Origin of the sequence: Faecalispora jeddahensis (genome assembly GCF_000577335.1) — a bacterium.
GTDB lineage: Bacteria > Bacillota > Clostridia > Oscillospirales > Acutalibacteraceae > Faecalispora > Faecalispora jeddahensis.
This window is the reverse complement of sequence record NZ_CBYL010000004.1, coordinates 120,708-144,550: the sequence shown is the minus strand read 5'-3', so window position 1 is coordinate 144,550 and position 23,843 is coordinate 120,708. Positions and strand designations below refer to the sequence as shown.

29 protein-coding genes are annotated in these 23,843 nt (G+C 50.4%); 27 read left to right on the top strand and 2 right to left on the bottom strand.

Going from position 1 to position 23,843, the window contains the following annotated elements; all coding sequences use genetic code 11:
- Positions 1 to 279 precede the first annotated feature (279 nt).
- The 6 genes from rplU (at position 280) to TY09_RS02955 (ending at position 4,084) form a co-directional block, all read left to right on the top strand.
- Entirely contained in the window at positions 280 to 588 is a 309-nt protein-coding gene (gene rplU / locus TY09_RS02980) for a 50S ribosomal protein L21 (RefSeq protein ID WP_009063990.1), read from the top strand.
- Positions 589 to 590: 2 nt separating this feature from the next.
- Entirely contained in the window at positions 591 to 911 is a 321-nt protein-coding gene (locus tag TY09_RS02975; RefSeq protein WP_042431082.1) for a ribosomal-processing cysteine protease Prp, read from the top strand.
- Positions 912 to 915: 4 nt separating this feature from the next.
- On the top strand, positions 916 to 1,200 hold the full coding sequence (rpmA, locus tag TY09_RS02970) for a 50S ribosomal protein L27 (protein WP_009063459.1): 285 nt from the start codon (positions 916 to 918) through the stop codon (positions 1,198 to 1,200).
- 269 nt (positions 1,201 to 1,469) lie between these two features.
- On the top strand, positions 1,470 to 2,741 hold the full coding sequence (obgE, locus tag TY09_RS02965; RefSeq protein WP_009063710.1) for a GTPase ObgE: 1,272 nt from the start codon (positions 1,470 to 1,472) through the stop codon (positions 2,739 to 2,741).
- Positions 2,742 to 2,753: 12 nt separating this feature from the next.
- Positions 2,754 to 3,146 (top strand): Mini-ribonuclease 3, encoded by a 393-nt coding sequence (locus tag TY09_RS02960; protein WP_009063963.1) that lies wholly within the window; start codon positions 2,754 to 2,756, stop codon positions 3,144 to 3,146.
- A gap of 11 nt (positions 3,147 to 3,157) precedes the next feature.
- Complete coding sequence (locus tag TY09_RS02955; RefSeq protein WP_042431080.1) at positions 3,158 to 4,084, top strand: YitT family protein; 927 nt, start codon at positions 3,158 to 3,160, stop codon at positions 4,082 to 4,084.
- A gap of 87 nt (positions 4,085 to 4,171) precedes the next feature.
- On the opposite strand, the gene TY09_RS02950 is transcribed toward TY09_RS02955, so the two are convergent.
- On the bottom strand, positions 4,172 to 4,396 hold the full coding sequence (locus TY09_RS02950) for a hypothetical protein (protein ID WP_411918200.1): 225 nt from the start codon (positions 4,394 to 4,396) through the stop codon (positions 4,172 to 4,174).
- 68 nt (positions 4,397 to 4,464) lie between these two features.
- Between TY09_RS02950 and TY09_RS02945 the strand changes: the two genes are divergently transcribed.
- The 6 genes from TY09_RS02945 (at position 4,465) to TY09_RS02920 (ending at position 10,488) form a co-directional block, all read left to right on the top strand.
- Positions 4,465 to 5,802 carry an RsmB/NOP family class I SAM-dependent RNA methyltransferase gene (locus tag TY09_RS02945; RefSeq protein WP_042431073.1) on the top strand — a complete coding sequence of 446 codons (1,338 nt, stop codon included), beginning with the start codon at positions 4,465 to 4,467 and terminating at the stop codon, positions 5,800 to 5,802.
- 106 nt (positions 5,803 to 5,908) lie between these two features.
- Positions 5,909 to 6,976, top strand: coding sequence for a branched-chain amino acid aminotransferase (locus tag TY09_RS02940; protein WP_042431069.1), 1,068 nt, complete (start codon positions 5,909 to 5,911; stop codon positions 6,974 to 6,976).
- A gap of 77 nt (positions 6,977 to 7,053) precedes the next feature.
- Positions 7,054 to 7,935 (top strand): RluA family pseudouridine synthase, encoded by an 882-nt coding sequence (locus TY09_RS02935; RefSeq protein ID WP_042431066.1) that lies wholly within the window; start codon positions 7,054 to 7,056, stop codon positions 7,933 to 7,935.
- 153 nt (positions 7,936 to 8,088) lie between these two features.
- Positions 8,089 to 8,925 carry a transporter substrate-binding domain-containing protein gene (locus TY09_RS02930; RefSeq protein ID WP_009063653.1) on the top strand — a complete coding sequence of 279 codons (837 nt, stop codon included), beginning with the start codon at positions 8,089 to 8,091 and terminating at the stop codon, positions 8,923 to 8,925.
- Positions 8,926 to 9,008: 83 nt separating this feature from the next.
- Positions 9,009 to 9,767 carry an amino acid ABC transporter permease gene (locus tag TY09_RS02925; RefSeq protein WP_009064185.1) on the top strand — a complete coding sequence of 253 codons (759 nt, stop codon included), beginning with the start codon at positions 9,009 to 9,011 and terminating at the stop codon, positions 9,765 to 9,767.
- A complete protein-coding gene (locus tag TY09_RS02920; protein WP_042431061.1) occupies positions 9,754 to 10,488 on the top strand; it encodes an amino acid ABC transporter ATP-binding protein in 735 nt (244 codons plus the stop codon). Before TY09_RS02925 ends, TY09_RS02920 begins: the two co-directional genes overlap by 14 nt.
- 138 nt (positions 10,489 to 10,626) lie before the next feature.
- Here the strand turns inward: TY09_RS02920 and TY09_RS18535 are convergent, their stop codons facing one another.
- Positions 10,627 to 10,788, bottom strand: a complete 162-nt coding sequence (locus tag TY09_RS18535) for a hypothetical protein (RefSeq protein WP_009063668.1) — start codon at positions 10,786 to 10,788, stop codon at positions 10,627 to 10,629.
- Between the two features lie 126 nt (positions 10,789 to 10,914).
- Here TY09_RS18535 and TY09_RS02915 point away from each other — a divergent pair, with 126 nt between their 5' ends.
- The 15 genes from TY09_RS02915 to TY09_RS02845 all read left to right on the top strand — a co-directional run bounded on the left by TY09_RS02915 (position 10,915) and on the right by TY09_RS02845 (position 23,783).
- The gene (locus TY09_RS02915) at positions 10,915 to 11,331 is read left to right on the top strand and encodes a putative ABC transporter permease (protein WP_042431059.1); all 417 of its coding nucleotides are present in this window, start codon (positions 10,915 to 10,917) and stop codon (positions 11,329 to 11,331) included.
- 201 nt (positions 11,332 to 11,532) lie between these two features.
- Positions 11,533 to 12,186 (top strand): hypothetical protein, encoded by a 654-nt coding sequence (locus TY09_RS02910; protein ID WP_042431056.1) that lies wholly within the window; start codon positions 11,533 to 11,535, stop codon positions 12,184 to 12,186.
- A 45-nt stretch (positions 12,187 to 12,231) separates the two neighbouring features.
- Positions 12,232 to 12,396, top strand: coding sequence for a hypothetical protein (locus tag TY09_RS18230; RefSeq protein WP_157037043.1), 165 nt, complete (start codon positions 12,232 to 12,234; stop codon positions 12,394 to 12,396).
- 398 nt (positions 12,397 to 12,794) lie between these two features.
- The gene (locus TY09_RS02900; protein WP_042431051.1) at positions 12,795 to 13,253 is read left to right on the top strand and encodes an S-ribosylhomocysteine lyase; all 459 of its coding nucleotides are present in this window, start codon (positions 12,795 to 12,797) and stop codon (positions 13,251 to 13,253) included.
- A 153-nt stretch (positions 13,254 to 13,406) separates the two neighbouring features.
- Complete coding sequence (locus tag TY09_RS02895) at positions 13,407 to 15,101, top strand: LysM peptidoglycan-binding domain-containing M23 family metallopeptidase (RefSeq protein WP_042431046.1); 1,695 nt, start codon at positions 13,407 to 13,409, stop codon at positions 15,099 to 15,101.
- Positions 15,102 to 15,410: 309 nt separating this feature from the next.
- Positions 15,411 to 16,694 (top strand): UDP-N-acetylglucosamine 1-carboxyvinyltransferase, encoded by a 1,284-nt coding sequence (locus TY09_RS02890; protein ID WP_042431042.1) that lies wholly within the window; start codon positions 15,411 to 15,413, stop codon positions 16,692 to 16,694.
- An 81-nt stretch (positions 16,695 to 16,775) separates the two neighbouring features.
- On the top strand, positions 16,776 to 17,570 hold the full coding sequence (locus TY09_RS02885; RefSeq protein WP_042431039.1) for an MBL fold metallo-hydrolase: 795 nt from the start codon (positions 16,776 to 16,778) through the stop codon (positions 17,568 to 17,570).
- A 111-nt stretch (positions 17,571 to 17,681) separates the two neighbouring features.
- Positions 17,682 to 18,158, top strand: a complete 477-nt coding sequence (rlmH, locus tag TY09_RS02880; RefSeq protein WP_042431036.1) for a 23S rRNA (pseudouridine(1915)-N(3))-methyltransferase RlmH — start codon at positions 17,682 to 17,684, stop codon at positions 18,156 to 18,158.
- 266 nt (positions 18,159 to 18,424) lie between these two features.
- Positions 18,425 to 18,769, top strand: a complete 345-nt coding sequence (gene rplS / locus TY09_RS02875) for a 50S ribosomal protein L19 (protein ID WP_009063527.1) — start codon at positions 18,425 to 18,427, stop codon at positions 18,767 to 18,769.
- Between the two features lie 131 nt (positions 18,770 to 18,900).
- Complete coding sequence (gene lepB / locus TY09_RS02870) at positions 18,901 to 19,542, top strand: signal peptidase I (protein WP_042431033.1); 642 nt, start codon at positions 18,901 to 18,903, stop codon at positions 19,540 to 19,542.
- On the top strand, positions 19,539 to 20,408 hold the full coding sequence (gene ylqF / locus TY09_RS02865; RefSeq protein WP_042431030.1) for a ribosome biogenesis GTPase YlqF: 870 nt from the start codon (positions 19,539 to 19,541) through the stop codon (positions 20,406 to 20,408). Before lepB ends, ylqF begins: the two co-directional genes overlap by 4 nt.
- Complete coding sequence (locus TY09_RS02860) at positions 20,405 to 21,022, top strand: ribonuclease HII (RefSeq protein ID WP_042431027.1); 618 nt, start codon at positions 20,405 to 20,407, stop codon at positions 21,020 to 21,022. The genes ylqF and TY09_RS02860 overlap by 4 nt, the downstream gene beginning before the upstream one ends.
- The gene (locus TY09_RS02855) at positions 21,015 to 21,386 is read left to right on the top strand and encodes a YraN family protein (RefSeq protein WP_009063742.1); all 372 of its coding nucleotides are present in this window, start codon (positions 21,015 to 21,017) and stop codon (positions 21,384 to 21,386) included. Before TY09_RS02860 ends, TY09_RS02855 begins: the two co-directional genes overlap by 8 nt.
- A gap of 170 nt (positions 21,387 to 21,556) precedes the next feature.
- Positions 21,557 to 23,071: a threonine synthase gene (gene thrC, locus TY09_RS02850; protein WP_042431022.1), complete on the top strand. Its 1,515-nt coding sequence runs from the start codon at positions 21,557 to 21,559 to the stop codon at positions 23,069 to 23,071.
- A gap of 22 nt (positions 23,072 to 23,093) precedes the next feature.
- A complete protein-coding gene (locus TY09_RS02845; RefSeq protein ID WP_009064309.1) occupies positions 23,094 to 23,783 on the top strand; it encodes a metallophosphoesterase in 690 nt (229 codons plus the stop codon).
- The last annotated feature ends 60 nt before the right edge of the window (positions 23,784 to 23,843 follow it).

Sequence of the window (23,843 nt, the reverse complement as noted above, 5' to 3'; positions counted from 1 at the left end):
CATGATGGTATAGAGCAGAAAACAGCTTTTTAAAAATGAACTGTAAATTGGTTCTGGTTATCCTGTTATAATAACAAAACACAATCGTTATTCCACCCCTGCCTGCGGCGGGGGAAGGCCCGTTTTTTATTTTCAGAATCGCAGGTGGATCGGGACAACCTATCTTGACAAAATTGACAGGGTATGATAATATTGGTAGGCCGCATATTACGGGCTTTTGAAGTGATCTTTTGATCCGCCTGGGATAGCGAGATTGAAAAAAGGCAGGATACTCTATTTATGTATGCAGTAATTGAGACCGGCGGCAAGCAGTACAAGGTACAGTATGGCGATGTCATCTATATCGAGAAGCTTGCAGCGGAGCAGGACGCCACCGTTGAATTTAAAGTTGTTGCTCTTGGCGGCGAAGAAGGCCTGAAAGTGGGAGCTCCCTTTGTTGAGGGCGCAAGCGTAACCGGCAAAGTGCTGAAGAACGGCAAGCAGAGAAAAATTACCGTTTTCACCTATAAGCCGAAGAAGAGCTCAAAGCGCAAGATGGGCCATCGTCAGCCTTACACAAAGGTACAGATCGAGACCATTAACGCTTAATTATGATTCAGGTTTTATTTTTGCAGCAGCCGAACGGCGAGCTTTTGGGATTTCAGATGACCGGACATTCCGGATTGGCGGAAGAGGGTTCCGACATTCTGTGCGCAGCGGTTTCTTCCGCGGCGTATCTGGTGGCGAACGCGATTACCGATGTGGTTCAGGTCAAAGCAGATCTTTCTGTTTCGGAGGGCGACATGTCTCTTCGGATTCCTGAAAAAGCGGTATTTCTGTGCCGAACCCTGCTGCAAGGACTCAGGCTCCATTTGATGGGCCTGCAGGAGCAATATCCAGACAATATCAGGATAAATTTTACGGAGGTGTAAAGCTATGTTAAAGATAAATATTCAGCTTTTCGCGCATAAGAAGGGCGGCGGTTCCACAAAGAACGGCCGTGATTCCGAATCCAAGCGCTTGGGCGCGAAGCGTGCGGACGGTCAGTTCGTTCTGGCTGGAAACATTCTGGTAAAACAGCGCGGTACTCACATTCATCCCGGCAACAATGTGGGCAGAGGTTCCGACGATTCTCTCTTTGCTCTGATTGACGGTACTGTGAAGTTCGAGCGTCTTGGCCGCGACCGCAAAAAGGTCAGCGTATACGCTGTTGAGCAGTAATTCAGTTACCAACTGAAAGCAAAATCCCGGGATTTTCCCGGGATTTTTTGATATGATCAGGTCTATACTAAGCGGGAGCAGTCCTACTGTTCTCCGATCAATTGTAGATGCCTTACATCGTCAATTCCCGTAAAAAGCAGCCAAATGGTAGGTGCCGATTTCTTTTTGAAAGCGGCATTCCATTATTCTTTGCTTTGACGGGGAGAAAACAAAGAAAATATCATATATCGTTTTGAAATAGGGGAATAGTATAAGGAGCCGGAAAGCATATGTTTGTAGATATCGCGAAAGTTAAAGTGAAGGCCGGCGACGGCGGCAACGGTGCCGTCAGCTTTCACCGGGAAAAATATGTTGCGGCCGGCGGGCCAGACGGCGGCGATGGCGGCCGCGGCGGAAATGTCGTGTTTCAGGTGGACAAGAACCTTTCCACTCTGGCGGACTTCCGCTATAAACGTAAGTATATTGCCGAGAACGGGCAGAACGGCGCGGGGAAACGATGCTCCGGCAGGGGCGCGCCCGATCTGGTGATCCGTGTGCCGCAGGGAACTCTGGTGCGCGATCTGGAAAGCGGCCGTCTGCTCGCGGACTTGTCTACCGATGAGCCGCAGATCATTGCCCGCGGCGGAAACGGCGGGTGGGGAAATGCCCATTTTGCCACTCCCACGCGGCAGACCCCTCGTTTTGCAAAGCCGGGCCAGCCCGGCGAAGCGTTCGACGTACAGCTTGAGCTGAAGCTTTTGGCGGATGTCGGTCTGGTCGGTTTCCCAAATGTTGGAAAATCGACGCTCGTTTCCGTCGTGAGTGAGGCAAAGCCGAACATTGCGAATTATCACTTTACGACCATCACGCCGGTTTTGGGCGTTGTCTTTCTGGGTGAGGGACAATCCTTCGTTATGGCGGACATTCCCGGCCTGATTGAAGGTGCCGGAGAGGGCGCCGGACTGGGCCACCAGTTTTTGCGTCACGTGGAGCGCTGCCGTCTGCTGGTGCATATTGTAGATGTTGCAGGCAGCGAAGGGCGCGATCCCAAAGAAGATTTTGAGACCATCAACCGTGAGCTGAAAAAGTTTAACGGGGAACTATCCGAGCGTCCGATGCTCGTGGCGGGGAACAAATGCGACCTCGCGACCGAGGAGCAGATCGAGGAGTTTCGCCGCTTTGTGGAAGAGCAGGGCTATGAGTTCTTCCCGATCATGGCTGCCATTCGTTATGGGGTAGACCCGCTTTTAAAGCGGATTCAGGAAAAGCTCTCGCAGCTGCCGCCGGTGATTCGCTTCGAGCCCGATCCGGTGCCGCTGCTCGAAATCACTCCCGAACAGGCGGAGAAATTTACGGTTACCAATCAGGACGGCGTCTTTGTGGTAGAGGGAGAATGGCTGCTTCAGCTGCTGCGCTCCGTCAACTTCGACGACTACGAGTCCCTGCAATATTTCCAGCGTGTTCTGATCAGCTCCGGTGTCATCGACGCCCTGCGTGAGGCAGGGGCCGAAGAAGGCGACACCGTCAGCATGTATGATCTGGAATTCGATTTTGTGGAATAGGGGGCCTGATTTTTGGAACGCTTTTTAGAGAAAGACTGCGATCCGCGTCAGCTCAGTCCCCTGACCCTGGCCTTTGTCGGCGACGGCGTATTCGAACTGTTTGTGCGGGAGCGCCTGGTCTGCCAGGCAAACTGCCCGGTGAACACGCTGCATAAAAATGCTGTGGCCCAGGTATGCTGCGGTGCGCAGGCACAGGCGGCGCAAAAGCTGATCCCTTTGTTTACCGAAGAGGAAGAAGCCGTTTTCCGCCGGGGACGAAACGCAAAAGTATCTCATGTACCGAAAAACTCCAGCCCGGCCGATTACCACGCGGCCACTGCGCTGGAAGCCTTATTTGGATATTTATATTTGAAAGGGGAGTTGGCGCGCCTGCGTCAATTCTTTGCCTTAATCTGCGAGGAGTGAGGTGCTTTCGTATGGGAGCTTTGAAAAAGCGCAATCAGATTGTTTTTATGGATGTCCTGTATTTTCTGATCGGCAGTGTACTGTTTTCGGTTTCGGTCAACTGTTTTACCGCACCGAATCACATCGCACCCGGCGGAATTACCGGTCTTGCAACGGTTCTCAATTATCTCTTTGGCACACCGATCGGAACCATGCTGTTTGTCATCAACGTTCCGGTGTTCCTGTGGGCCATCTGGGAGCTGGGATACCGCTTGGTGGGAAAGACCATTCTGGCTACCCTGATGTGTTCCGTTACCATTGACGCGCTTGCTTCTTACCTCCCTGTGTATGAGGGCGACCACATGCTCGCCGCAATTTTTGGCGGCGTACTGGAAGGAATCGGGCTTTCCCTGGTTCTGCTGCGGGGCGCGACGACCGGCGGCACAGACCTGATCGCCCGTTTACTGGAACTAAGGCTGCGCGGACTTTCCATCGGCCAGCTGATGATGGGTGTGGACGCGATGGTGATTCTGCTCTCCGGATTTGTGTACCGCAGTCTGGAAAGCGCCCTTTATGCGTTTATCGCCGTTTTTGTATCCACCCGTCTGATCGATACGATCCTGTACGGCGCGGACGCCGGTACCGGCAAAATGCTCTTTATCATTTCGGAAAAGAATGACGAAATCGCGGCGAAAATCCTCTCTGAGATGGATCGCGGCGTTACGGCCCTGAAATCGAGGGGCGTATACAGCAACCATGACGGGGAAGTGCTGCTGTGTGCCGTGCGGCGCTATGAGGTCAGCAAAATGACAGACGTGATCCGCTCCACAGACCACAAGGCCTTTATCATTATCGGTGAAGCCGGACAGATCACCGGGCAGGGCTTCCGAGAGATCAGGAAGGAAGAAAAAACCCTGAAAGATCTTCTGAATAAAAGCAAGAAGCCCGAAGATCCATAAGTACATTTGAAAGAAAGCCTTAAAAAGGGAAGAGCAGACGGTTTTGCCATTCGTCAAAACCGTCTGCTCTAAAATGTTACTAGTCGTTTAGCGGTAGTTATTGTTGTTCTCTACGTTGTTGTAGGAGGAAGAGTCCTTCTTCTGCTGAGTGGAATTGCTGGTCTTATTGTTGCTCTGAGTATTGTTGTTCTGAGTAGAGTTGTTCTGAGTAGAGTTGTTGGTTCTATTGTTGCTGCTCTGGGTTTTGCAGTTGCTGGTGGAATTCTGGGTCTTGTTTGTGCTCTTCTCATAATTTTTATCCAAGTATTTCACCCCCTTCGCGATTATTGTTTTCCGTTCCTTTTGAAATATACAAACAATCTTTGGGAGCTGACCTGTTTATGAACGAATATCCTTCGGCGTTTTTGGGCCGTATGCACACGCTGCTGGGCGACGAATACGCCGATTTTTTAGAGTGTATGGAGCAGCCTTCCATGCGCGGAATTCGATTGAATCCGATCAAATGCGACGAAAAAACACTAAAAAACGCACTCGATTTTCCAATCGAAATCAGCCCGTTTTCTCCATATTCTTACTATATTCCCGAGGATGCGGACAAGCCCGGAAGCATCCCGCTGCACCATGCGGGGGCCTTTTATTCGCAGGAGCCTTCCGCGGCTTCCGCCGTGACCATACTGGGCCCTCAGCCGGGGGAGAAGATCCTCGATCTGTGCGCCGCGCCGGGTGGAAAATCCACGCAAATCGCGGCTTTGCTGGCCGGCAGGGGACTGCTGTGGTCGAACGAGGTGGTTCGCTCCCGCGCGATGGCGCTGCTTTCCAATCTGGAGCGCATGGGTGTTTCAAACGCCGTGATTTCCTCGTGTCATCCCGAACTGCTATGCGAAACGCTTTCCGGTTTTTTTGACCGTGTGCTGGTGGACGCGCCCTGCTCCGGGGAGGGAATGTTTCGCCGCGACGCGCAGGCCGTGCAGGATTGGAGCGAAGAGCATGTGAAAACGTGCGCGGTTCGTCAGGGCCTGATTCTGGACAGCGCCGCAAACGCCCTGCGGGAAAACGGAATCCTTGTTTACTCTACCTGCACCTTTTCGCCGGAAGAAAACGAAGAAACTGTCCGTGCGTTTCTGCTCCGGCATCCGGATTTTGTTCTGGAGGATTCCGGCGTTTCCTTTGGCAGGCCCGGAATCGGAATGCCGCAGGCACGGCGCGTTTTCCCGATGGACGGCGGGGATGGGCACTTTGTGGCGAAAATGAGAAAGACTTCGCCCGCTGCTTGCCGTGCGGCGGACTATCCCTTTGCAAAATTCCCTGCGCAGGCAGACGCAAAAGCGCTGTACGGCCAGATTTTTAACACTCCGCTGCCGCGCCCGCTGATTCAAAGCGGCAGTTCGATTCTGATTGCGCCGGAGTTTCTTCCCGGGTTGTCCGGCCTTGGGGTGATCCGTGCCGGCGTGATGCTCGGTGAAATCCAGAAAGGACGTATCGAGCCGGCGCATGCGCTGTTTTTGTCGTCATTGCCGCACCAGCTAAGGCAGACGGTGGATTTTTTGTCCCGCTCATCAGAGATCCGCGCGTATCTGCACGGAGAAGAACTGGAGGTCGATCCCGCTTTGAAAGGCTATGTGGGGGTCGCTGTTGACGGTGTGATGACGGGATTCGGCAAGTGTTCTTCCGGCAAAATGAAGAACCGGTATCCAAAAGGTCTGCGCAGCCATACCTGATATTTTGTGTATTTTTCTGTCCGATTGCGGATGACAGGTGTCTTGAATTTAAAAATGAATGATGTTACAATGAGTTAAAGTGATAAAATATCAGGGAGGGCTAACTATGCAAATCAGAGTTGAACACACTCAACACCCCAAGGCCAAGCCTGCGGATGAGACAAAATTGGGATTCGGCCGTACTTTTACGGACCATATGTTTATTATGGACTACACCAGCGGCGAGGGCTGGCATGATCCCCGAATCGTACCGTATGCTCCCCTGAATCTGGAGCCGTCCGCCATGTGCCTGCATTATGGACAATCTGTTTTTGAGGGTATGAAAGCTTACCGTACGGACGATAACCGGATTCTGCTGTTTCGTCCCGACAGAAATATGGCGCGTTTGAACGTCTCGAACGAACGTCTCTGTATTCCGCAGATCGACGAGCAATTTGCGGTGGAAGCAATCAAGAAGCTGGTCTCTGTAGATCGTGACTGGGTGCCTTCTGCTCCCGGTACATCATTATACATACGCCCGTTTATTATCGGCGTTGATCCGGTTGTGGGCGTGCATCCCGCGCATCACCTCATGTTTATCATCATCTGCTCGCCCGTCGGCGCATATTATCCCGAAGGCCTGAATCCGGTGAAGATTTATGTGGAAGACGGCTATGTGCGTGCGGTAAAGGGCGGCATGGGTTTTGCAAAGACCGCCGGCAACTACGCGGCGTCCCTCAAGGCGCAGGACGAGGCGGAAAAGCAGAACTATACACAGGTTTTGTGGCTCGACGGCGTGGAGCGCAAATACATTGAAGAAGTCGGCACCATGAACGTATTCTTCCAGATCGGCGATGAAGTGGTCACTCCCGCTTTGCAGGGTTCCATTTTGTCCGGTGTGACCCGTATGTCCGCTATCGATATCCTGAAATCCTGGGGCCTGAATGTCACTGAGCGCCGTCTGTCGATTCAGGAAGTGGCCGACGCGGCCAAAGAGGGAAAACTCAAAGAAGCGTTCGGTACCGGTACCGCGGCTGTAATTTCCCCGATCGGTCACCTCAAGTGGGGCGATGCGATCATGGAGTTCAACGACGGTAAAATCGGCCCGTTGTCCCAGCGTCTGTACGATACCATGACCGGTATTCAGTGGGGCAAGCTGCCGGATACCTTCGGCTGGACAGTTGCAGTAGATTAATCATCAGGTCATTCGCTGATGTTCAGAAAGCGGCGGCTTCGGCTGCCGCTTTTTTGATGAGAGGGAGGGAAAATGCTTTGCGCACACTGACTTTTGCGGTTCCCGCGGAATATGAAGGCTGCCGCCTGAAGGGCTTTCTGCGCGGGTATTGCCGTGTATCGGCCCGCCTTCTGGTAAAACTCAAGCGGGTTCCGAACGGCCTTTGTGTCAACGGAACACATGCCACGGCCATTACTCTGCTGCATGCAGAGGACAATGTTTGCCTGAACCTGCCGCAGGACGAGGAGATTCCCGTTCCATCGGAAGTGCCGATTTCGGTTTTGTATGAGGATGCCGATCTGCTGGCAGTGAATAAACCTGCCGGAATGGCGATGTATCCCGTGCCGGGCTCAGACTCAGGCACGCTGTCGAATGCGGTGGCGTTTCATTGGCGCAGGGCAGGGGAGACCTGCCGGTTCCGGCCTGTATATCGATTGGATAAAAATACAAGTGGAATTGTAATTGTTGCAAAAAATTCCTATATTGCGGCAGCTTTGTCCCATAATATACAAAAAGAATACATTGCTGTCTGCGAGGGTGTTCTGTCGGGACGTGGAACGATCGATTCGCCGATTGCGCTGGCTCCCGGCAGCAAAATTCAGAGAATGGTTTCGCCTTCCGGTGAAGCAGCTGTCACCCACTGGCAGAGCGTATGCTCGAAAAATGACCTTACTTTTCTGAAAATACACCTGGAAACCGGTCGAACTCATCAGATTCGAGTACATTTGTCAAGTATTTTTCATCCGCTTTCCGGGGATGACTTGTATGGAGGACATCTGGATAAAATCGGGCGTCAGGCGCTGCATTGCCTTTCGGCCAGTCTGATCCATCCCGTTACCAAAGAAGCGCTTTTTTTGCATGCCTCCATACCAGAAGATTTTGTTCTGCTGTTGCAGGAGCTGAATGTATCAATTGCATAAAATTTGAAAAACGATTCCTTTTGAAAACAACGAACCTGACAAAATTAGTTTTTATAAGATTTATGACTTGATTTATGTATAATTATGCGATATAATACATTCATATTTTAGTTCTGTGAGAAAAATGAGATTGAATAGAAGAGGGATAGAACCATGAAAAAATCAGTAAAGTTTTTAGCGGTCTGTCTTGCAGCCGCAGCCATGCTGTCCATGTCCGCCTGCAACGGCGGCGGTACCTCCAGCGGGTCGGCGTCTGATTCCAGCAACAACGGCGTCAGCACCAGCACTTTGGATACGATCAAGAAAAACGGGTTTATCACCATGTCTACCAACGCGGAATTTGAGCCGTTTGAATACAAAGACGGCGAAAGCATTGTGGGCATCGATCTTGAAATTTCCCAGAAAATCGCCGATAAGCTTGGCGTTGAACTGAAGGTGAACGACGTTGCTTTCGATTCTCTGATTCCGGAAATCACCTCCGGCAAAGCGGATTTTGTTGCAGCCGGCATGACTGCTGATGACGAGAGAAGAAAGAATGTTGATTTCTCCGACAGCTATTTTGACGCAGGCCAGGCGGTCATCGTGAAAAAGGGCGGAGACATTAAGGCGCCCAAAGATCTGGACGGCAAGAAGGTCGGCGTGCAGACCGGCACCACAGGCGACAAGTACTGCACCAACGAAGATGGCACCAGCGAGATCAAGGTTGGCTCCGTTGAGCGTTACAACAAGGGTATGGATGCTGTTTCCGATCTGATTGCCGGCAGAATCGACGCGGTTGTTATCGATGATTTCCCGGCTCAGAAATACGTTGAGAAGAACAGCGATAAAATTGCAAAGCTCGACGACATGCTGACGAGTGAGCAGTATGCAATTGCTGTGAAAAAGGGCAACACCGAGCTTACCGATCTGATCAATGAGACTTTGAAAGAGTTGAAGGACAGCGGCGATCTGCAGAAAATCTTTGATAAATATCTGGCACAGGAATCATAACAGAGCTTCTGTGATTTTCGGGCTGGGTAGCGGGATTCCCCGCTGCCCTCCTTTGCCTTTTCGTCCCATTTAAGGAGGTTGCTATGGGGAATCTGATCCTGAACCCACAATATCTGGCCGGTTTTGATATTGGGCGTTTCTTTCAAGATCTGTACATGAATTTGGGGCAGCATTTTTATGATGCTTTTATCGTGAAAAACCGGTATAAATATATCGTTTCCGGTTTGGGGAACACACTGCTGATCACTCTGTTTGCGGTTATGATCGGTATTGTGCTTGGCACACTGGTTGCCCTCATCCGCGTAACACATAATAATGATAAGAAAAAGTTTCGCTTTCTGAATGCGATTTGCAGCATTTACCTGACGGTCATTCGCGGAACCCCTGTTGTGGTTCAGCTTTTGATTACGTATTATGTGATTTATCAGTCTGCGGATAAAATGGTTGCGGCCGTCATCGCGTTCGGCATCAATTCCGGTGCGTATGTGGCCGAGGTCATCCGCAGCGGAATTCAGTCTGTGGACAAGGGTCAGATCGAGGCGGGGCGTTCCCTTGGCCTGAATCAGAAAACCACGATGATCAAAATCGTGTTCCCGCAGGCGCTCAAGAACGTGGCCCCGGCTATCTTCAATGAGTTCATTTCCCTGCTCAAGGAAACCTCTGTCGCCGGTTATATCGGTGTGCAGGATCTGACCAAGGCGGGCGATGTCATCCGCAGCATTACCTACGACGCGTATACGCCGCTGTTAACGGTCGCTGCGGTTTACCTCTTGATCGTCATGATTCTCACCAGATTCCTCACCGTGCTGGAAAGGAGGCTGAGCGCAAGTGATATCCGTTAAAAACCTGGAAAAGACGTTTCACACCTCCCGCGGAGATCTTCCCGTTCTCATGGGAATCAATCAGACAATCGAAAAGGGAGAAAAGGTAGTTATCGTCGGGCCGTCCGGCTCGGGAAAAAGCACCTTTCTGCGCTGCCTGAACCTTTTGGAGCAGCCGACTTCCGGTGAAATCTGGTTTGAGGAAGAGGAAATCACCAGCCCTAAATGCAACATTAATCTCCTCCGCCAGAAGATGGGAATGGTGTTTCAGCACTTCAATCTGTTCCCGCACCTGACGATTCTTGAGAACATCACGCTGGCCCCAACATCTTTGAAGCTGAAAACCCAGGAAGAGGCCGAGCGTTCGGCCATGCAGCTTCTCGAACGAGTCGGCCTGGCCGATAAGGCACAGGCATACCCTGCTCAGCTTTCCGGCGGGCAGAAGCAGCGCATTGCCATCGTTCGCTCGTTGGCGATGGAGCCGAAGGTGATGCTGTTTGACGAGCCCACCTCCGCGCTGGACCCTGAAATGGTCGGCGAGGTTCTGCAGGTCATGAAGCAGCTGGCCCAGGAGGGTATGACGATGATCGTCGTCACCCATGAAATGGGTTTTGCCAGAGAGGTCGCCACCCGGATTCTGTTTATGGATCAGGGGCAGGTTCTGGAGGAAGCTCCTCCGCAGGAGTTCTTCGCGAGCCCGAAGCATGCAAGACTTCAGGACTTTCTTTCAAAGGTTCTGTAATAGATGGGGCTGTTGCAAAACGGTTCCATTCCAAAAACAGTGTATAAAAAATGCGTCTTGATTGGGCTGCTGAAGCCATCAAGGCGCATCTTTTTGTGTTTAGGGGAGAAATTCGGTTTTGCATGGGAATTGCAAAGGTCAGGAATTGTTCTGCCTTTCCTGCGACTGCAGATTCTCAGCAATCGCTTTCAGCTCATCAATTGTATGAATCTCAACGCTGGACTGATGGATGGACTCCTGAATAAAATGGGGAAGAGAAGAAAAATATCGGTTCATTTCCTGATCATTCGCCTGAAACATGTGAATCGCCTCCTGAAAAGTTCATTCATATTTGGTAGATTTTCCAGTTCCCCTGCAGATATTCATCCGCCGGCACTTTCATATTGCCGCGCGGCACGGAATATATCTGGGCAGGAGGGGATTCTGATGAAAGCGTTTGGAAAAGGAGTTTTACTTTTTCTGGTCGGCGGCCTGATTTATTTTTGGCTCGAAATGCTGTGGAGAGGGTATTCTCATTGGAGTATGTTTCTGCTCGGCGGGCTGTGCTTTGTCCTGTGCGGACTAATCAACGAGGTTGTTTCCTGGGATATGCCGCTGCTGCTTCAAATGCTGATTTCGGCTTTGATGATCACTGCGCTGGAATTCCTGACCGGCTGTATCGTCAATCTTTGGCTGGGGTGGCAGGTGTGGGATTATTCCAAGCTGCGCTTTCAGCTGCTGGGGCAGATCAGCCTGAAATCCAGCGTGATTTGGTTTCTGTTGTCCAGTGTGGGAATTATGCTGGACGACTGGATTCGCTATTGGTTTTTCGACGAAGACAGACCGTATTACCGGCTGAGCTAAAAGGCCAGGCTAAAAGTAAATTATTAATTAATAATAAATAATTAATTGACAAATAACCAATTATAGTATAAAATGGAAAAAAATGGATGAAAGGCTTTGGTCCCAATGGTTTATTGAGTTTAACAATAAAATTTGTATTATATGCTTCTGAATAAAAAACAAAGTGTGTAAAATGTATGTAATGTAATTGGAGGTAAAGAAATGAAACTTCGTAAAAAAATTATTGCATTAGTATTATCATTGTCTTCTGTTTTTACCCTATCCATGCCTGCATACGCTGCATCAAGTATCAGCGGTCAAGATTATTTTGAAGGAAGCACTTTTGAAATTATAGGGTCGACAAATAGTTCTAATTTTACAGAAATAGCTACACTAAGTAATGGTAATACTGTCATTTTTGAGCACTTTATCGGAGACAATGGAAATATGGTTATTAATGTCACTGAAGAAGATGGTACAGTAAATGTAGTCGAGTTCAATGAAATAACCAAAGACCTGTATTATAATGGTGAATTAGTAGAGAAAGTAATAACTGAGTCGCCGATCATTGCAAGGGCTGGAAATTGGTCTGCAGACTCTCCTATAATTTATAATTATCTTGTTCAAAACTTCACACTGGCATCTTTAGCTGCGGCACTTGCTGCAGTAACTGGGGGAGCTACTGCTGTTGTGTCGGCAATTATTGCTGGATTTTTTTATACCACCGCATGGATGAGTGCTAAGGTAACAACATATTATAATTATGTTGATTATGCGCCCAAAGTGGGTTGGTATACTTATAGTGTTTATTATGCAGGTTATGATGCAACGGGAACTGTTATGGGAACCCATACTTCTAATATCTCTAAAAGGTGAATAATATAAATATTTATTTATGGTGAAGCGCTAAAGGAGTGACGTATGAATCGGACTAAAACGACTTTTTTAGGAATACTGATCATTTTAGTTTCTGGAATCATTGCGGTTTGGATCTCTTATATCATTGAAAATATGGTATTGCGAGTGATCTTAATTTCTGCATGTGTTGCGATTGCACAATTAATTTTACGCAAGATAGGGCGATAATCATTTTTGGGCCGCATGAATACTGAATAATCAGTCTTCGTGCGGCTTTTCTTTATTTTCAATAAAGACTTGCAAGGTAACAAAAGACTGAAAAGCATTTTATGCGGACTAACTTAAGCTTTCTACGAAAATATATGTAAGCCAGGCGAAAGGGTATGCTTGCAAAGAGCAGGCAAAAACGGTAGAATAAAACAAGAGACAGTGAGGCCTTGTTTGTAAAATCAAGAGTCTCGTCTGTTTCAGCTGAAATTGCGTCCGTCTGTATCAAAAATGTCTGGAATACGGCAAGTATTCCTGCTCGGTTTTCCTTGTCGGGCATAATTTCATCTCGAAAATCCATCGATTTTTCATTTGCAAACAAGACCGAAACTGAAATCTGCTGATAAGAGGGATTTAACATGGATAAAATTGCAAGCTTTCAGATCAACCACGACATTTTAACTCCTGGAATCTACCTTTCCCGTGTAGACGGAGATATCACCACATACGACGTTCGCCTGAGAAAACCGAATGTGCCGCCGTTTTTATCGAATCCGGCCATGCATACAATGGAGCATTTGTTTGCGACGATGGCCCGCAACTCCGCGTTTCGTGACCAGATCATTTACTTTGGCCCTATGGGCTGCCGTACCGGATTCTATTTTCTTGTCAGAGATATGAAGCATTCCGACGCCATTGCCCTGATGAAAGACATTTTTGCAAAGATCGCGAATTATTCCGGCGAGGTTCCCGGCTGCACCTCCATTGAGTGCGGCAACTATCTGGAGCACGATCTTGAAGAAGCCAAACAGGATGCCGCCTCCTTTCTGACGGTCATTTCAGACTGGACGGAACAGCGTCTGACCTATCCCGTCTGAGTCTCTTTTCTTTCGCCTGAATCCTCCAGAAAAATTTACCAAATTGTAAATTCCTTCCAAAAGGTTGCATATTTTTGATTTTTATATTATCATATAAGAGTTAATTACAAATTTGTAACCAATTTTCCTTGCGCGAAAGGAAGGACTGACGGAATGCAACAATTATCCCTTCATCGAGTTTCGATTCAGGGGTACGGCGCCGCTGGCTGCCGTATGATATATATCACCGGGGTTCAGTCTGTCCGGATTTTAAAAAGACTGCGCAGAAGATTTGTCCGTTTTATGACTCCCGCTGTGGAGCTGGCCGGACTGATTTATGCGAAAACCATTGGCAAACAATTGCTCAAGCTGAAAAAAGAGATCCGCCTGTTTTGGGATAATTTTCGAAAAGATGGAGAGCATTTAAAAGAGCTTTCCAAAGGATTGACCCTCACAGGCGCGATCGGGCGTCTTCAGCATGTCGGACTTCACTTTGTGATCCGCAAAAAATTTGTGATGTCTGTGCTGAACATCGCGGCTCCGGTTTGTTCCGTATTTTTGCTGCTGGGTACCATCAGCTATTGGAATCATCAGGATTACGGTCTGGTTTTAAGCTATGACGGAAAACAGATTGCGACGATCAAAGACGAATCTGTTTTTGAAAAAGCGACAGAAATGGTGAATCAGCGCATGGTGTACAACACCGTGGCCTCCGCCAATTTGAAAATCACACCCACCTTTATTCTTACCACGATGGACAGCGGCAGATTTTATGCTGCCAGCACGTTATGCGACCGCCTGATTCAACAATCCAACGGGATCATTGAAGAGGGCAGCGGATTATATGTTGACGGGGAACTGATCGGCGCGGTGAAAAGCAGTGCGGACATGACATATCTTTTGCAGAACATTCTCAACACCGCGAAAGCCGGTGATCAGGCGGCAAAGGTTTCTTTTTCCGAGGATGTGGAAACCATCAACGGATTGTTCCCGACCGCCAGCATCATCAGCGCTGAGAATATGGCCGAAAAGCTAACCGGTTCTGAGCAGGCTGCAGCGGTGTATACGGTAAAAGACGGCGATACCGCCACCTCGATCGCGAGGCAGTACAACCTGACGTTATCGGAACTGAACCGCCTGAATAATAACCGGGTCGGCGACGATTTGAAAATCGGCATGCAGCTGAACGTACAGACTCCACAGACCCTGCTGCATGTAAAAGTAGTGAAAAAAGAAACCCGGACAACCTCTTTGCCCTATAAAACCGTTACGGAGAAGGATGACAGCCAGTATACGGATTATTCCAAAATCGTAACACAGGGTCAGGAGGGAGTTCAGGAAATTACAGAAGAGGTCACTTATGTCAACGGGATTGAAACCTCGCGCACAACGCTCAGCAAGCGTGTTGTCACCGAGGCCGTGGACAAAAAGGTTGTGACCGGTACAAAAAAGCGTCCGCAGTACAGCGGTTCTGGCGAGAGCAGCGGGTCCCTGATGTGGCCTGTGCCTTCCATCCGCAATATCACCAGCTACTTTGCTTATCGCTGGGGCAGAATGCACACCGGTATCGACATTTCCGGCGGCAATTCTTACGGCAAAACCATTGTGGCGGCAGACGGCGGCGTGGTTTCTTATGTCAAATACAGCTCCAGTGGATACGGATATCACCTGCAGATCAACCATGGAAACGGCATTTCTACCCTGTACGGTCACACCAGCAAGATTCTGGTTTCCTCCGGGCAAAGGGTTTCAAAGGGCCAGCCCATCGCGCTGATCGGCAGCACAGGAGATTCCACCGGTGCTCACCTGCATTTTGAGGTAATTAAAAATGGCCAAAAAGTGAATCCGTTGCTGTATGTGAGCCGCTGAGAAAGAACGAAAAAGCATTTCGCATAAAACCGAAATGCTTTTTTTATTTCTTTGCGCAGAATCGATAAATTTAGGGATTTTATTGACTTTTTTTCCTTGGTGTATTATCATCTTAGAAGTACAAAATAGCTTTGAAAGAAACTGATTTTAGCTTCTTTTTCTGACAAAAACAGGATGATTTTCTCTTATTTCAGAAACGACTTTTCAATTGAATTTTACTGACAATTTTTTTGTTTTGACAATATTACAGTTATCCTTTGAATTTCATGACAATACTACCTGTTATTATAATGATTGGAGCGTGCCGCGTTGGATAAATTTGTGATTACCGGTGGCAATCGGCTGACCGGTGAAGTAATCGTGAGTGGCGCTAAGAACGCCGCTATTGCCATTATTCCGGCAGCTATTATGGCGGATGATATTTGCAGAATTGAAAACATTCCCAATATAACCGATGTTACAGCAATTACCCGAATTTTGTACGATATGGGGGCTAAGATTCGAAAAATCAACTCTTCTACCATTGAAATCGACCCAAGGCCGATTCATACCTGTGTGGCTTCGTATGAGCTGGCCCGGCATATCCGCGGCTCGTACTATCTGCTGGGCGCTTTGCTCGGCCGGTTCCGCCACGCGGTGGTCAGCATGCCCGGCGGCTGCGATTTCGGCGTACGTCCGATTGATCAGCATTTAAAGGGGTTTGGGGCGCTTGGCGCAACCTATGCGCTGGAAGGCGGCATGGTAGACGTTTCCGCAAAAGAGCTTATCGGGAACAATATTTACATGGACGTAGTTTCGGTCGGTGCGACGGTTAATATTATGCTGGCGGCCGTACGGGCCAAGGGTACGACGGTAATTGAAAACGCCGCCAAAGAGCCTCATATTGTCGATTTGGCGAACTTTTTAAACTCGATGGGGGCAGATGTCCGCGGTGCGGGCACCGATGTGATCAAAATCTACGGTGTCGAGCACCTCAAAGGGACAACCTACTCCATTATTCCGGATCAGATTGAAGCCGGAACGTATATGGCCGCGGCTGCGGCTACCGGCGGCGACGTGCTGATCAAAAACGTGATTCCGAAGCATCTCGAATCCATTTCTGCCAAGCTGGAGGAAATGGGCGTTACTGTGGAAGAATACGATGATTCCATCCGGATCAAACGCGATCAGCCTCTGAATCGCTGCAATATTAAAACGATGCCTCACCCGGGCTTCCCGACCGATATGCAGCCGCAGATTGCGGTTGTGCTTTCAATTGCCCACGGAACAAGCATTATCAATGAAAGCGTATGGGACAATCGCTTCCGTTATGTGGAGGAGCTCAAGCGCATGGGCGCTCAGATTTCCGTCGACGGCAAGCTGGCGGTAGTGGAAGGTGTTGATCACCTGAACGCCGCTCCGGTAAGGGCTACGGATCTTCGTGCCGGCGCCGCCATGCTGATCGCGGCTTTGTGTGCGCACGGCGTCAGCCAGGTAGAGGATATTCAGCACATTGAGCGCGGGTATGAGGATGTAGAGAAAAAGCTTCTGGCTTTGGGCGCAGACATCAAAAGGGTTCATGTGCCGGACCCTTCGGTGGCGCAGGCGGTCTGAAACGAATCAAGTAGTCACAAAGGTTCAGGTCCCGGTAAGTATGGCCGGCCTGAACCATTTTTGTCAGTGAAGGAGCATGCTATGGCAAGGTTTTGCCCGCTGTTCAGCGGCAGCAGCGGAAACAGTTTTTATATCGGCAGCCGTGAGGCGGGAATTTTGATCGACGTGGGCCGAAGCGCCCGGCAGATCACGAAGATGCTCGAAAGCTGTGAGATTCCCATTACGGCTGTTAAGGGAATTTTTATTACGCACGAGCATACGGATCACGTAAAAGACCTGCGTGTGTTTTCGGAAAAGAATCGTATCCCGGTTTACGCCTCCGCCGGGACGCTCCTGGCCTTGGAAGAGGCCGGCGAGCTCACCGCGAAAATGACCTGCTGTGTGGCGGAGGAACGCGGAACGGAGTGTGCCGAAATGATGATTCGCCCGTTCCCGATTTCGCACGACTGCGCCGAGGGCTTTGGGTACCGCGTCCACACGGGCGATGACAGAACATTTACCCTTGCAACAGATTTGGGGTACATATCCGACGAGGTTCGTCGGGAGCTGGAAAACAGTGATCTGGTGGTGCTGGAATCAAACCACGATGTGGGGATGCTGCAGAACGGCCCTTACCCTTATTATTTAAAGCGCCGAATTTTGTCTGATGTGGGGCATTTATCGAATGAAGTCTGCTCCAGTATGCTGCCGCATCTGGCCGAAACGGGGACGACCCGTTTTGTGCTGGCTCACCTGAGCGCGGAGAACAACACGCCGGATATCGCGTATCAAACCTCTCTGTGCGCGCTGAAAATGGCCGGAATGCAGCAGCAGATCGATTTTGAGCTGACGGTTGCACCAAGAGAAAATCAAACGGGAAAGATTCTGCTGTTTTAACCTGAAATGTTTCTCCCTGCTTTCGGCAGGAAGAAATTAGCTTGTTGGGCAACAGCGCAGAAATCAGCTTTCCCGACGGCTTGAAATGAGCTTTCAGGATCAGGAGATCATATGGTAACGATTCAAATCTTATGTGTTGGCAAGCTGAAGGAAAAATACCTGCAGTCGGCCTGTGACGAATACGCAAAGCGTCTGGGGGCTTTCTGCCGCTTTTCCATCACCGAGATCACGGAGGAGCGCCTGCCGGACGCTCCCTCTGAGGCGCAGATTCAGGCGGCCCTTAAAAAAGAAGGGGAACATTTGCTTTCTCTGGCGCAGGGAGCTGTGATATCCCTGTGCATCGAGGGCAAACTCCTTTCGTCGCCGCAGCTTGCGGCAGAGATCGAGCGCCGTGCGGTGGGCGGAGCCAGCGCATTTACCTTTATTATCGGCAGCTCGTTCGGGCTTTCCGACGAGGTGAAAGAGAAAAGTGCGCTGCGGCTTTCCATGTCGCCGATGACATTTCCTCATCAGCTTGCCAGGGTAATGCTGTGCGAACAGATTTACCGGGCGTTTCAGATCAACAGCAACGGAAAATATCATAAATAATCTCAAAATCGCCCTTCATTCGCCATCCTTTTTGCGAAGAGAAAGACGAAAAAGAAGTCTTTCATTTTACATCAGGAAAAGCGGAGTCATTTGCTTCGGGAATTTTGAAAAAAATCTTGCAGTTTTTACCGTGTTATGGTATGATATATGGGCATTTGGATACCGTTGGCCTTTCCGGCGGGGTTCAATGCCCGGGAGTTCCCGTGACATTGAAGCGGACAGTCCTCTGCATTGCATGAATGTCTGATATTTTAGGAGGAAAAAGAATGGATGCTTTAAAATTAATTGCTCAGGAATCTGCAAAGACCGAGCTGCCGAAGTTTGGAATCGGCGATACCGTTAAGGTCAGCGTAAATATCCGTGAAGGTGAAAGAGAGAGAATTCAGCTGTTTGAGGGCACCGTAATCGCCCGTAAAGGCAGCGGCATTACCGAAACCTTTACTGTCAGACGTGTATCCTATGGCGTAGGCGTGGAGAGAGTTTTCCCGATCCATTCCCCCAACGTGAAGGATGTTGCCATTGTGCGCAAGGGCCGTGTACGCCGTGCGAAGCTGTACTATCTGCGTGACAGAGTTGGTAAGGCTGCCAAGGTGAAGGAGCAGATTCGCTAATCGGGCGAACCACTCCCATTATATTTGGATTTCAAAAGGCTGTGGGGGGAGGTTCCACACAGCTTTCAACGGCTAGAAAGGGACATTGATTGTCCCTTTTTTGCTATTCGCGAAAAGGAGGCGCTCGTCCGTTGCAAGAGGAAGAAAAGAACCCATTGGTGCAGGCCGCACCGGAATCAGAGCTGCAGCAGAATGATTTGGACCCGAATGATCCGTCTCCTCATCCCAGTGCGTTTACCGTAAGCTGTTTTGAATGGGTGGATTCTCTGGTCATGGCGCTGGTCGCCGTAGTCATTCTGTTTACCTTTTTGTTCCGTGTGGTAACGGTGGACGGTACCTCTATGCTGCCGAATCTTTATAGTGGAGACAGAATTGTGGTCTCCAGCTATTTTTATCAGCCGAAGCAGGGCGATGTGGTTGTGCTGAAGCGTACCATCGGCCTGACAAAGCCGATCGTCAAGCGCGTGATCGCGCTGCCGGGGCAGACAGTGGATATTGACTACATTACCGGTACGGTTTCTGTGGACGGAAAAGAGCTGGATGAATCTACCTATATTGAAAACGGAATCACGCACGAGCCGATGACGTCGGAATCGCTGCTGCAATTCCCGCAGACAGTTCCTGCCGGGCATATCTTTGTTCTCGGTGACAACCGCGAGGTTTCGGAAGACAGCCGCTTTGAGGCGGTCGGCATGGTGGATGAACGATATATTTTAGGGAAAGCGGAATTGGTTTTGTTCCCGGTTTCCCGGTTTGGAAGGATTGGATCATGAGCGAGCCACAATCGGTTCATTGGTATCCGGGGCATATGACCCGGACAAAGCGACAAATTGAAAAAAGCCTCAAGCTGGTGGATATTGCGGCGGAGATGATCGACGCCCGCGTTCCGGTCAGCAGCAGAAATCCTGTGTTGGACAGCCTGATCCAGAATAAGCCGCGGGTCATTTTAATGAATAAGTCCGATTTGGCGGATCCTGCGCAGACCGAGCGCTGGATCCGCTTCTACCAGTCGCAGGGGATTTCCGCCGTTGCGCTGGATAGCCGCTCGGGCAAAAATCTGAAAGCCTTTTTCCCGCTGGTGCGCGATGTTCTTTCTGACCGCATCGCGGCGTGGAGAGCAAAGGGCATGGTGGGCCGCCCCGTCCGCGTGATGGTGGTGGGTGTGCCGAACGTGGGCAAATCCTCGTTTATCAATAAGCTTTCTCACGGAGGGAAAGCCAATGTGGAGGACAGGCCCGGCGTTACCCGCAACAACCAGTGGTTTACGCTGGGCGGCGGTTTTGAGCTTCTGGATACTCCCGGTGTTCTCTGGCCCAAGTTTGAAGACCCCCTGGTGGGGGAGCGTCTGGCCTTTACCGGTGCGGTGAAGGACGACGTGGTGGATACCGAGCATCTGGCCGCCCGTCTGCTGGAGGTTCTGTGCGTGTCCTACCCGGCGCCGCTGAAAGAGCGGTATAAGCTTCAGGATGTGGATTTCACCGGAATGAAAGGCCACGAGGTGCTTGCGCTGATCGCCAAAAAACGCGGCATGCTGATTTCCGGCGGGGAAGTAGATACCGAGCGCGCCGCGATTACCGTGCTGGATGAATTCCGCGGTGCGAAGCTTGGACGCGTCACGCTGGAGCAGGTGCAGAAATGATGGATTGGTATGCCTATGAATGCAGCGTGCAGAAGCAGGGCTTTTCGGCTGTTTGCGGTATTGACGAGGCAGGCCGGGGGCCCTTGGCCGGCCCGGTATTCGCCGCCGCGGTGATTTTGCCGCAGCACTGCGAAATAGAGGGCCTGAACGATTCCAAAAAGCTCAGTGAAAAAAAGAGAGAGCTTCTCTTTGACCAGATTCAGCAGCAGGCGGTTTCGTATTCCATTGCATTTGCCACGGAGCAGGAGATCGACAGCATCAATATTTTGCAGGCGACCTTTCTTGCGATGAACCGCGCCTTTTCCGGCTTGTCGGTTCCCTCGGACTGCGCTTTGGTGGACGGCAACCGCGACCCGCATCTGCCGGTGCCCACTACTTTGATCATCAAGGGCGACGCGCAGAGCGCGAGTATTGCCGCGGCTTCGATTCTGGCCAAGGTCAGCCGTGACCGGCTGATGACCGAGATTGATAAGCTGTATCCGGAATATCAGTTTCAAAAGCATAAAGGGTATGGCACCGCGCTGCACAGAGAGCTTCTGCTGAAACATGGCCCTTGTCCCGTGCATCGAAGAAGCTTTTTGAAAAAAATTCTGGGAGAGGGTTTCGTTGGATAATCACTCCGGAAAAACAGGCGAGACGTATGTTGCGGATTTGTTGGAGCAGCGCGGCTGCCGGATTCTGTGCCGCAATTATCACTCCCGCTTTGGCGAGATCGACATCATTGCGCAGGACGGCGGTTATCTGGTCTTTGTAGAGGTCAAAACCCGCGGAAAGCGCTGTTTCGGCGTTCCGCAGGAAGCTGTGACCGCGTCAAAACGGCGAAAGCTGATTCTGACCGCCTCGCAGTACCTTTCGGAACATGATTCCGGGCTGCAGCCGCGATTTGATGTTGCCGTGGTGCGCACAGATGAAGCGGAACAGGTCGTTTTGACTGAGTATTTTGAAAACGCCTTTGACGCAGAAGGCTGCTTTGCATAAAAATACGAGAAAACCCTCTTTGGTCCATAGATTTTTGTATGGAAAAGAGAGGCTTTTTTCTGAAATGAAATTCTGTGCCGCTGCTGTTCTCAAATTCTCGGAATTCTTTGACACGCTGAACAATTTATTATAAAATAAGGCAAGGAACGTACGAAAAGGGGGAATTCACCTTGCAGTATAAATGCACCAGAAACAAAGCAGAGTCACTTTCCGCCGCTCAGGCGATCGTACAGGGGATTTCGGCGGACGGGGGACTGTTTGTTCCGGAAAGCCTTCCGGCTTATACCGCAGACGATTTAAAGGTGCTCAGCAAAAGCAGCTACACCGAGCGGGCCGCTCGCATTTTGGCCGATTTTCTGCCGGAGTTTTCTGCGGAGGAAATCCGTGAATGCGTAGAGAGTGCCTATTCCGAACAAAAATTTCCCGGCGGCGCGGCGTCGCTTCACCGCATTCCGGAAAGCAACGAGGCTTTTCTGGAGCTGTGGCACGGGCCAACCTGCGCCTTTAAAGATATGGCTTTGCAGCTTTTGCCGCATTTGCTGACCAGATCTTTGAAAAAGACAAACTGCGATAAAACGGCTGTGATTCTGGTTGCCACCTCCGGTGATACGGGCAAGGCGGCGCTGGAGGGCTTCCGCGATGTTCCCGGTACCAAGATCCTGGTATTTTATCCGGATAAAGGCGTCAGTGCCATGCAGCAGCGCCAGATGAACACGCAGGAGGGCGAAAATGTTGCCGTTTGCGCCATTGAGGGCAACTTTGATGATGCCCAGACCGGCGTGAAGCGCATTTTTACAAATCCGGAAATCCGCAAAGAGCTCGATGAAAACGGCATGCTGTTCTCCAGCGCGAACTCCATCAACTGGGGACGCCTGCTGCCGCAGATCGTTTATTATTTCTCGGCCTACTGCGACGCGGCCGAGCAGGGGATGCTCGAACTGGGACAGCCCCTGAATGTCGTGGTGCCCACCGGCAACTTCGGCAATATTCTGGCTGCCTATTATGCGAAAAAAATGGGTCTGCCGATTGGAAAGCTGATTTGTGCGTCAAACTCCAATAATGTGCTGACGGAATTTTTGAGCACCGGCATCTATGACCGCAACCGCAAATTCTATACGACGATTTCCCCCTCGATGGATATTCTGGTATCCAGCAATCTGGAGCGCCTGCTGTTTGATCTGACCGGCGGCAATTCCGAACAGGTGTCCGGCTGGATGAAAGAGCTCAGCACCACAGGTAAATACGAGGTTGGGGCTGAACTGGCCGCAACTTTGAAGGATTTGTTCTTCCCGGGCTTCTGCGATGATGCTCAGACGAAGCAAACAATCCATGAAATGTTCCAGAGCAAGAACTATCTTTGCGACCCCCATACGGCGGTGGCTGAGGCTGTCTATGAGCAGTACGTGAAAGCAACCGGCGATGAGAAGACTCCTACGGTGATCGTTTCGACCGCAAGCCCGTATAAGTTCGCGGACAGCGTGCTCGAGGCCGTCGCACCCGATGAGAAGCAGGAAGCCGACGACTTCGCAAAAATCGGGCAGCTTTCTTCTCTGACCGGCACCACAGCGCCCGCGCCGATCGCGCAGCTTCAGGAAAAGACCGTTCGCTTCCAGAATTGCTGCGAGATTGCGCAAATGCCCCAGGCGGTACTGCAGATGGCTGGGCTAGAAGCCCCCAAAGCCTGAACAGATAGAAATGAGGTAGCACATGGCGTTGTATGCGATTGCCGATCTGCACCTTTCCCTTGGCGCCAATAAGCCCATGGATGTGTTTGAGGGCTGGCACAATTATGTGGAAAGGCTGGAGAAAAACTGGCGCAGTATCGTGCGGCCGGAGGATACGGTGGTGATCGCCGGGGATATCTCTTGGGCGATGAAGCTGGAAGAAACCGAAAAGGATTTTGCATTTTTGCATTCTCTGCCGGGGAAAAAGCTGCTCCTGAAGGGCAATCATGACTACTGGTGGAGCACCAGAAGCAAAATCGATACGTATCTTGCCGCAAAGGGCTTTGATTCGCTGCAAATCGTGCACAATGATTCTTATCCCGTCGGGCAGTTTGGGGTATGCGGTACGCGCGGCTGGCTGTATAATGCGGCCAGTGATGAGGATATCAAGATCGTCAACCGCGAGGCGGGCCGTCTGAACGCCTCCATCGATCATGCGGTGGCGCAGGGCCTCAGGCCCATTGTGTTTTTACATTATCCCCCCGTATATGACGGGATGGTCTGCAAAGAGATTTTAGAGGTTCTGATCAGCCGGGGAATCCGGAAATGTTATTTTGGGCATATTCACGGCACACAGGCATCCCGCAGAGCCGTGACAGGGGAGTATCAGGGAATTGAGCTACACCTTATTTCCTGTGATTATCTCGGGTTTGCACCGCTTTTTGTCTGTTAAATAAATTATGAACATTTCCGTGAAAATATGGAATATTTGCCCCCGGTATGCTATAATAAA

What these genes read in the sequence shown, in the direction of transcription:
- TY09_RS02925 (WP_009064185.1), top strand. Translation starts at nt 9,009, where the DNA reads ATGGGGAATCTGATCCTGAACCCACAATATCTGGCCGGTTTTGATATT.
- rplU (WP_009063990.1), top strand. Translation starts at nt 280, where the DNA reads ATGTATGCAGTAATTGAGACCGGCGGCAAGCAGTACAAGGTACAGTAT.
- TY09_RS18230 (WP_157037043.1), top strand. Translation starts at nt 12,232, where the DNA reads ATGAATCGGACTAAAACGACTTTTTTAGGAATACTGATCATTTTAGTT.
- TY09_RS02930 (WP_009063653.1), top strand. Translation starts at nt 8,089, where the DNA reads ATGAAAAAATCAGTAAAGTTTTTAGCGGTCTGTCTTGCAGCCGCAGCC.
- TY09_RS02945 (WP_042431073.1), top strand. Translation starts at nt 4,465, where the DNA reads ATGAACGAATATCCTTCGGCGTTTTTGGGCCGTATGCACACGCTGCTG.
- TY09_RS02910 (WP_042431056.1), top strand. Translation starts at nt 11,533, where the DNA reads ATGAAACTTCGTAAAAAAATTATTGCATTAGTATTATCATTGTCTTCT.
- ylqF (WP_042431030.1), top strand. Translation starts at nt 19,539, where the DNA reads ATGAGCGAGCCACAATCGGTTCATTGGTATCCGGGGCATATGACCCGG.
- TY09_RS02940 (WP_042431069.1), top strand. Translation starts at nt 5,909, where the DNA reads ATGCAAATCAGAGTTGAACACACTCAACACCCCAAGGCCAAGCCTGCG.
- rpmA (WP_009063459.1), top strand. Translation starts at nt 916, where the DNA reads ATGTTAAAGATAAATATTCAGCTTTTCGCGCATAAGAAGGGCGGCGGT.
- rlmH (WP_042431036.1), top strand. Translation starts at nt 17,682, where the DNA reads ATGGTAACGATTCAAATCTTATGTGTTGGCAAGCTGAAGGAAAAATAC.
- TY09_RS02975 (WP_042431082.1), top strand. Translation starts at nt 591, where the DNA reads ATGATTCAGGTTTTATTTTTGCAGCAGCCGAACGGCGAGCTTTTGGGA.
- rplS (WP_009063527.1), top strand. Translation starts at nt 18,425, where the DNA reads ATGGATGCTTTAAAATTAATTGCTCAGGAATCTGCAAAGACCGAGCTG.
- TY09_RS02845 (WP_009064309.1), top strand. Translation starts at nt 23,094, where the DNA reads ATGGCGTTGTATGCGATTGCCGATCTGCACCTTTCCCTTGGCGCCAAT.
- TY09_RS02885 (WP_042431039.1), top strand. Translation starts at nt 16,776, where the DNA reads ATGGCAAGGTTTTGCCCGCTGTTCAGCGGCAGCAGCGGAAACAGTTTT.
- obgE (WP_009063710.1), top strand. Translation starts at nt 1,470, where the DNA reads ATGTTTGTAGATATCGCGAAAGTTAAAGTGAAGGCCGGCGACGGCGGC.
- TY09_RS02900 (WP_042431051.1), top strand. Translation starts at nt 12,795, where the DNA reads ATGGATAAAATTGCAAGCTTTCAGATCAACCACGACATTTTAACTCCT.
- TY09_RS02895 (WP_042431046.1), top strand. Translation starts at nt 13,407, where the DNA reads ATGCAACAATTATCCCTTCATCGAGTTTCGATTCAGGGGTACGGCGCC.
- TY09_RS02860 (WP_042431027.1), top strand. Translation starts at nt 20,405, where the DNA reads ATGATGGATTGGTATGCCTATGAATGCAGCGTGCAGAAGCAGGGCTTT.
- TY09_RS02955 (WP_042431080.1), top strand. Translation starts at nt 3,158, where the DNA reads ATGGGAGCTTTGAAAAAGCGCAATCAGATTGTTTTTATGGATGTCCTG.
- TY09_RS02915 (WP_042431059.1), top strand. Translation starts at nt 10,915, where the DNA reads ATGAAAGCGTTTGGAAAAGGAGTTTTACTTTTTCTGGTCGGCGGCCTG.
- TY09_RS18535 (WP_009063668.1), bottom strand. Translation starts at nt 10,788, where the DNA reads ATGTTTCAGGCGAATGATCAGGAAATGAACCGATATTTTTCTTCTCTT.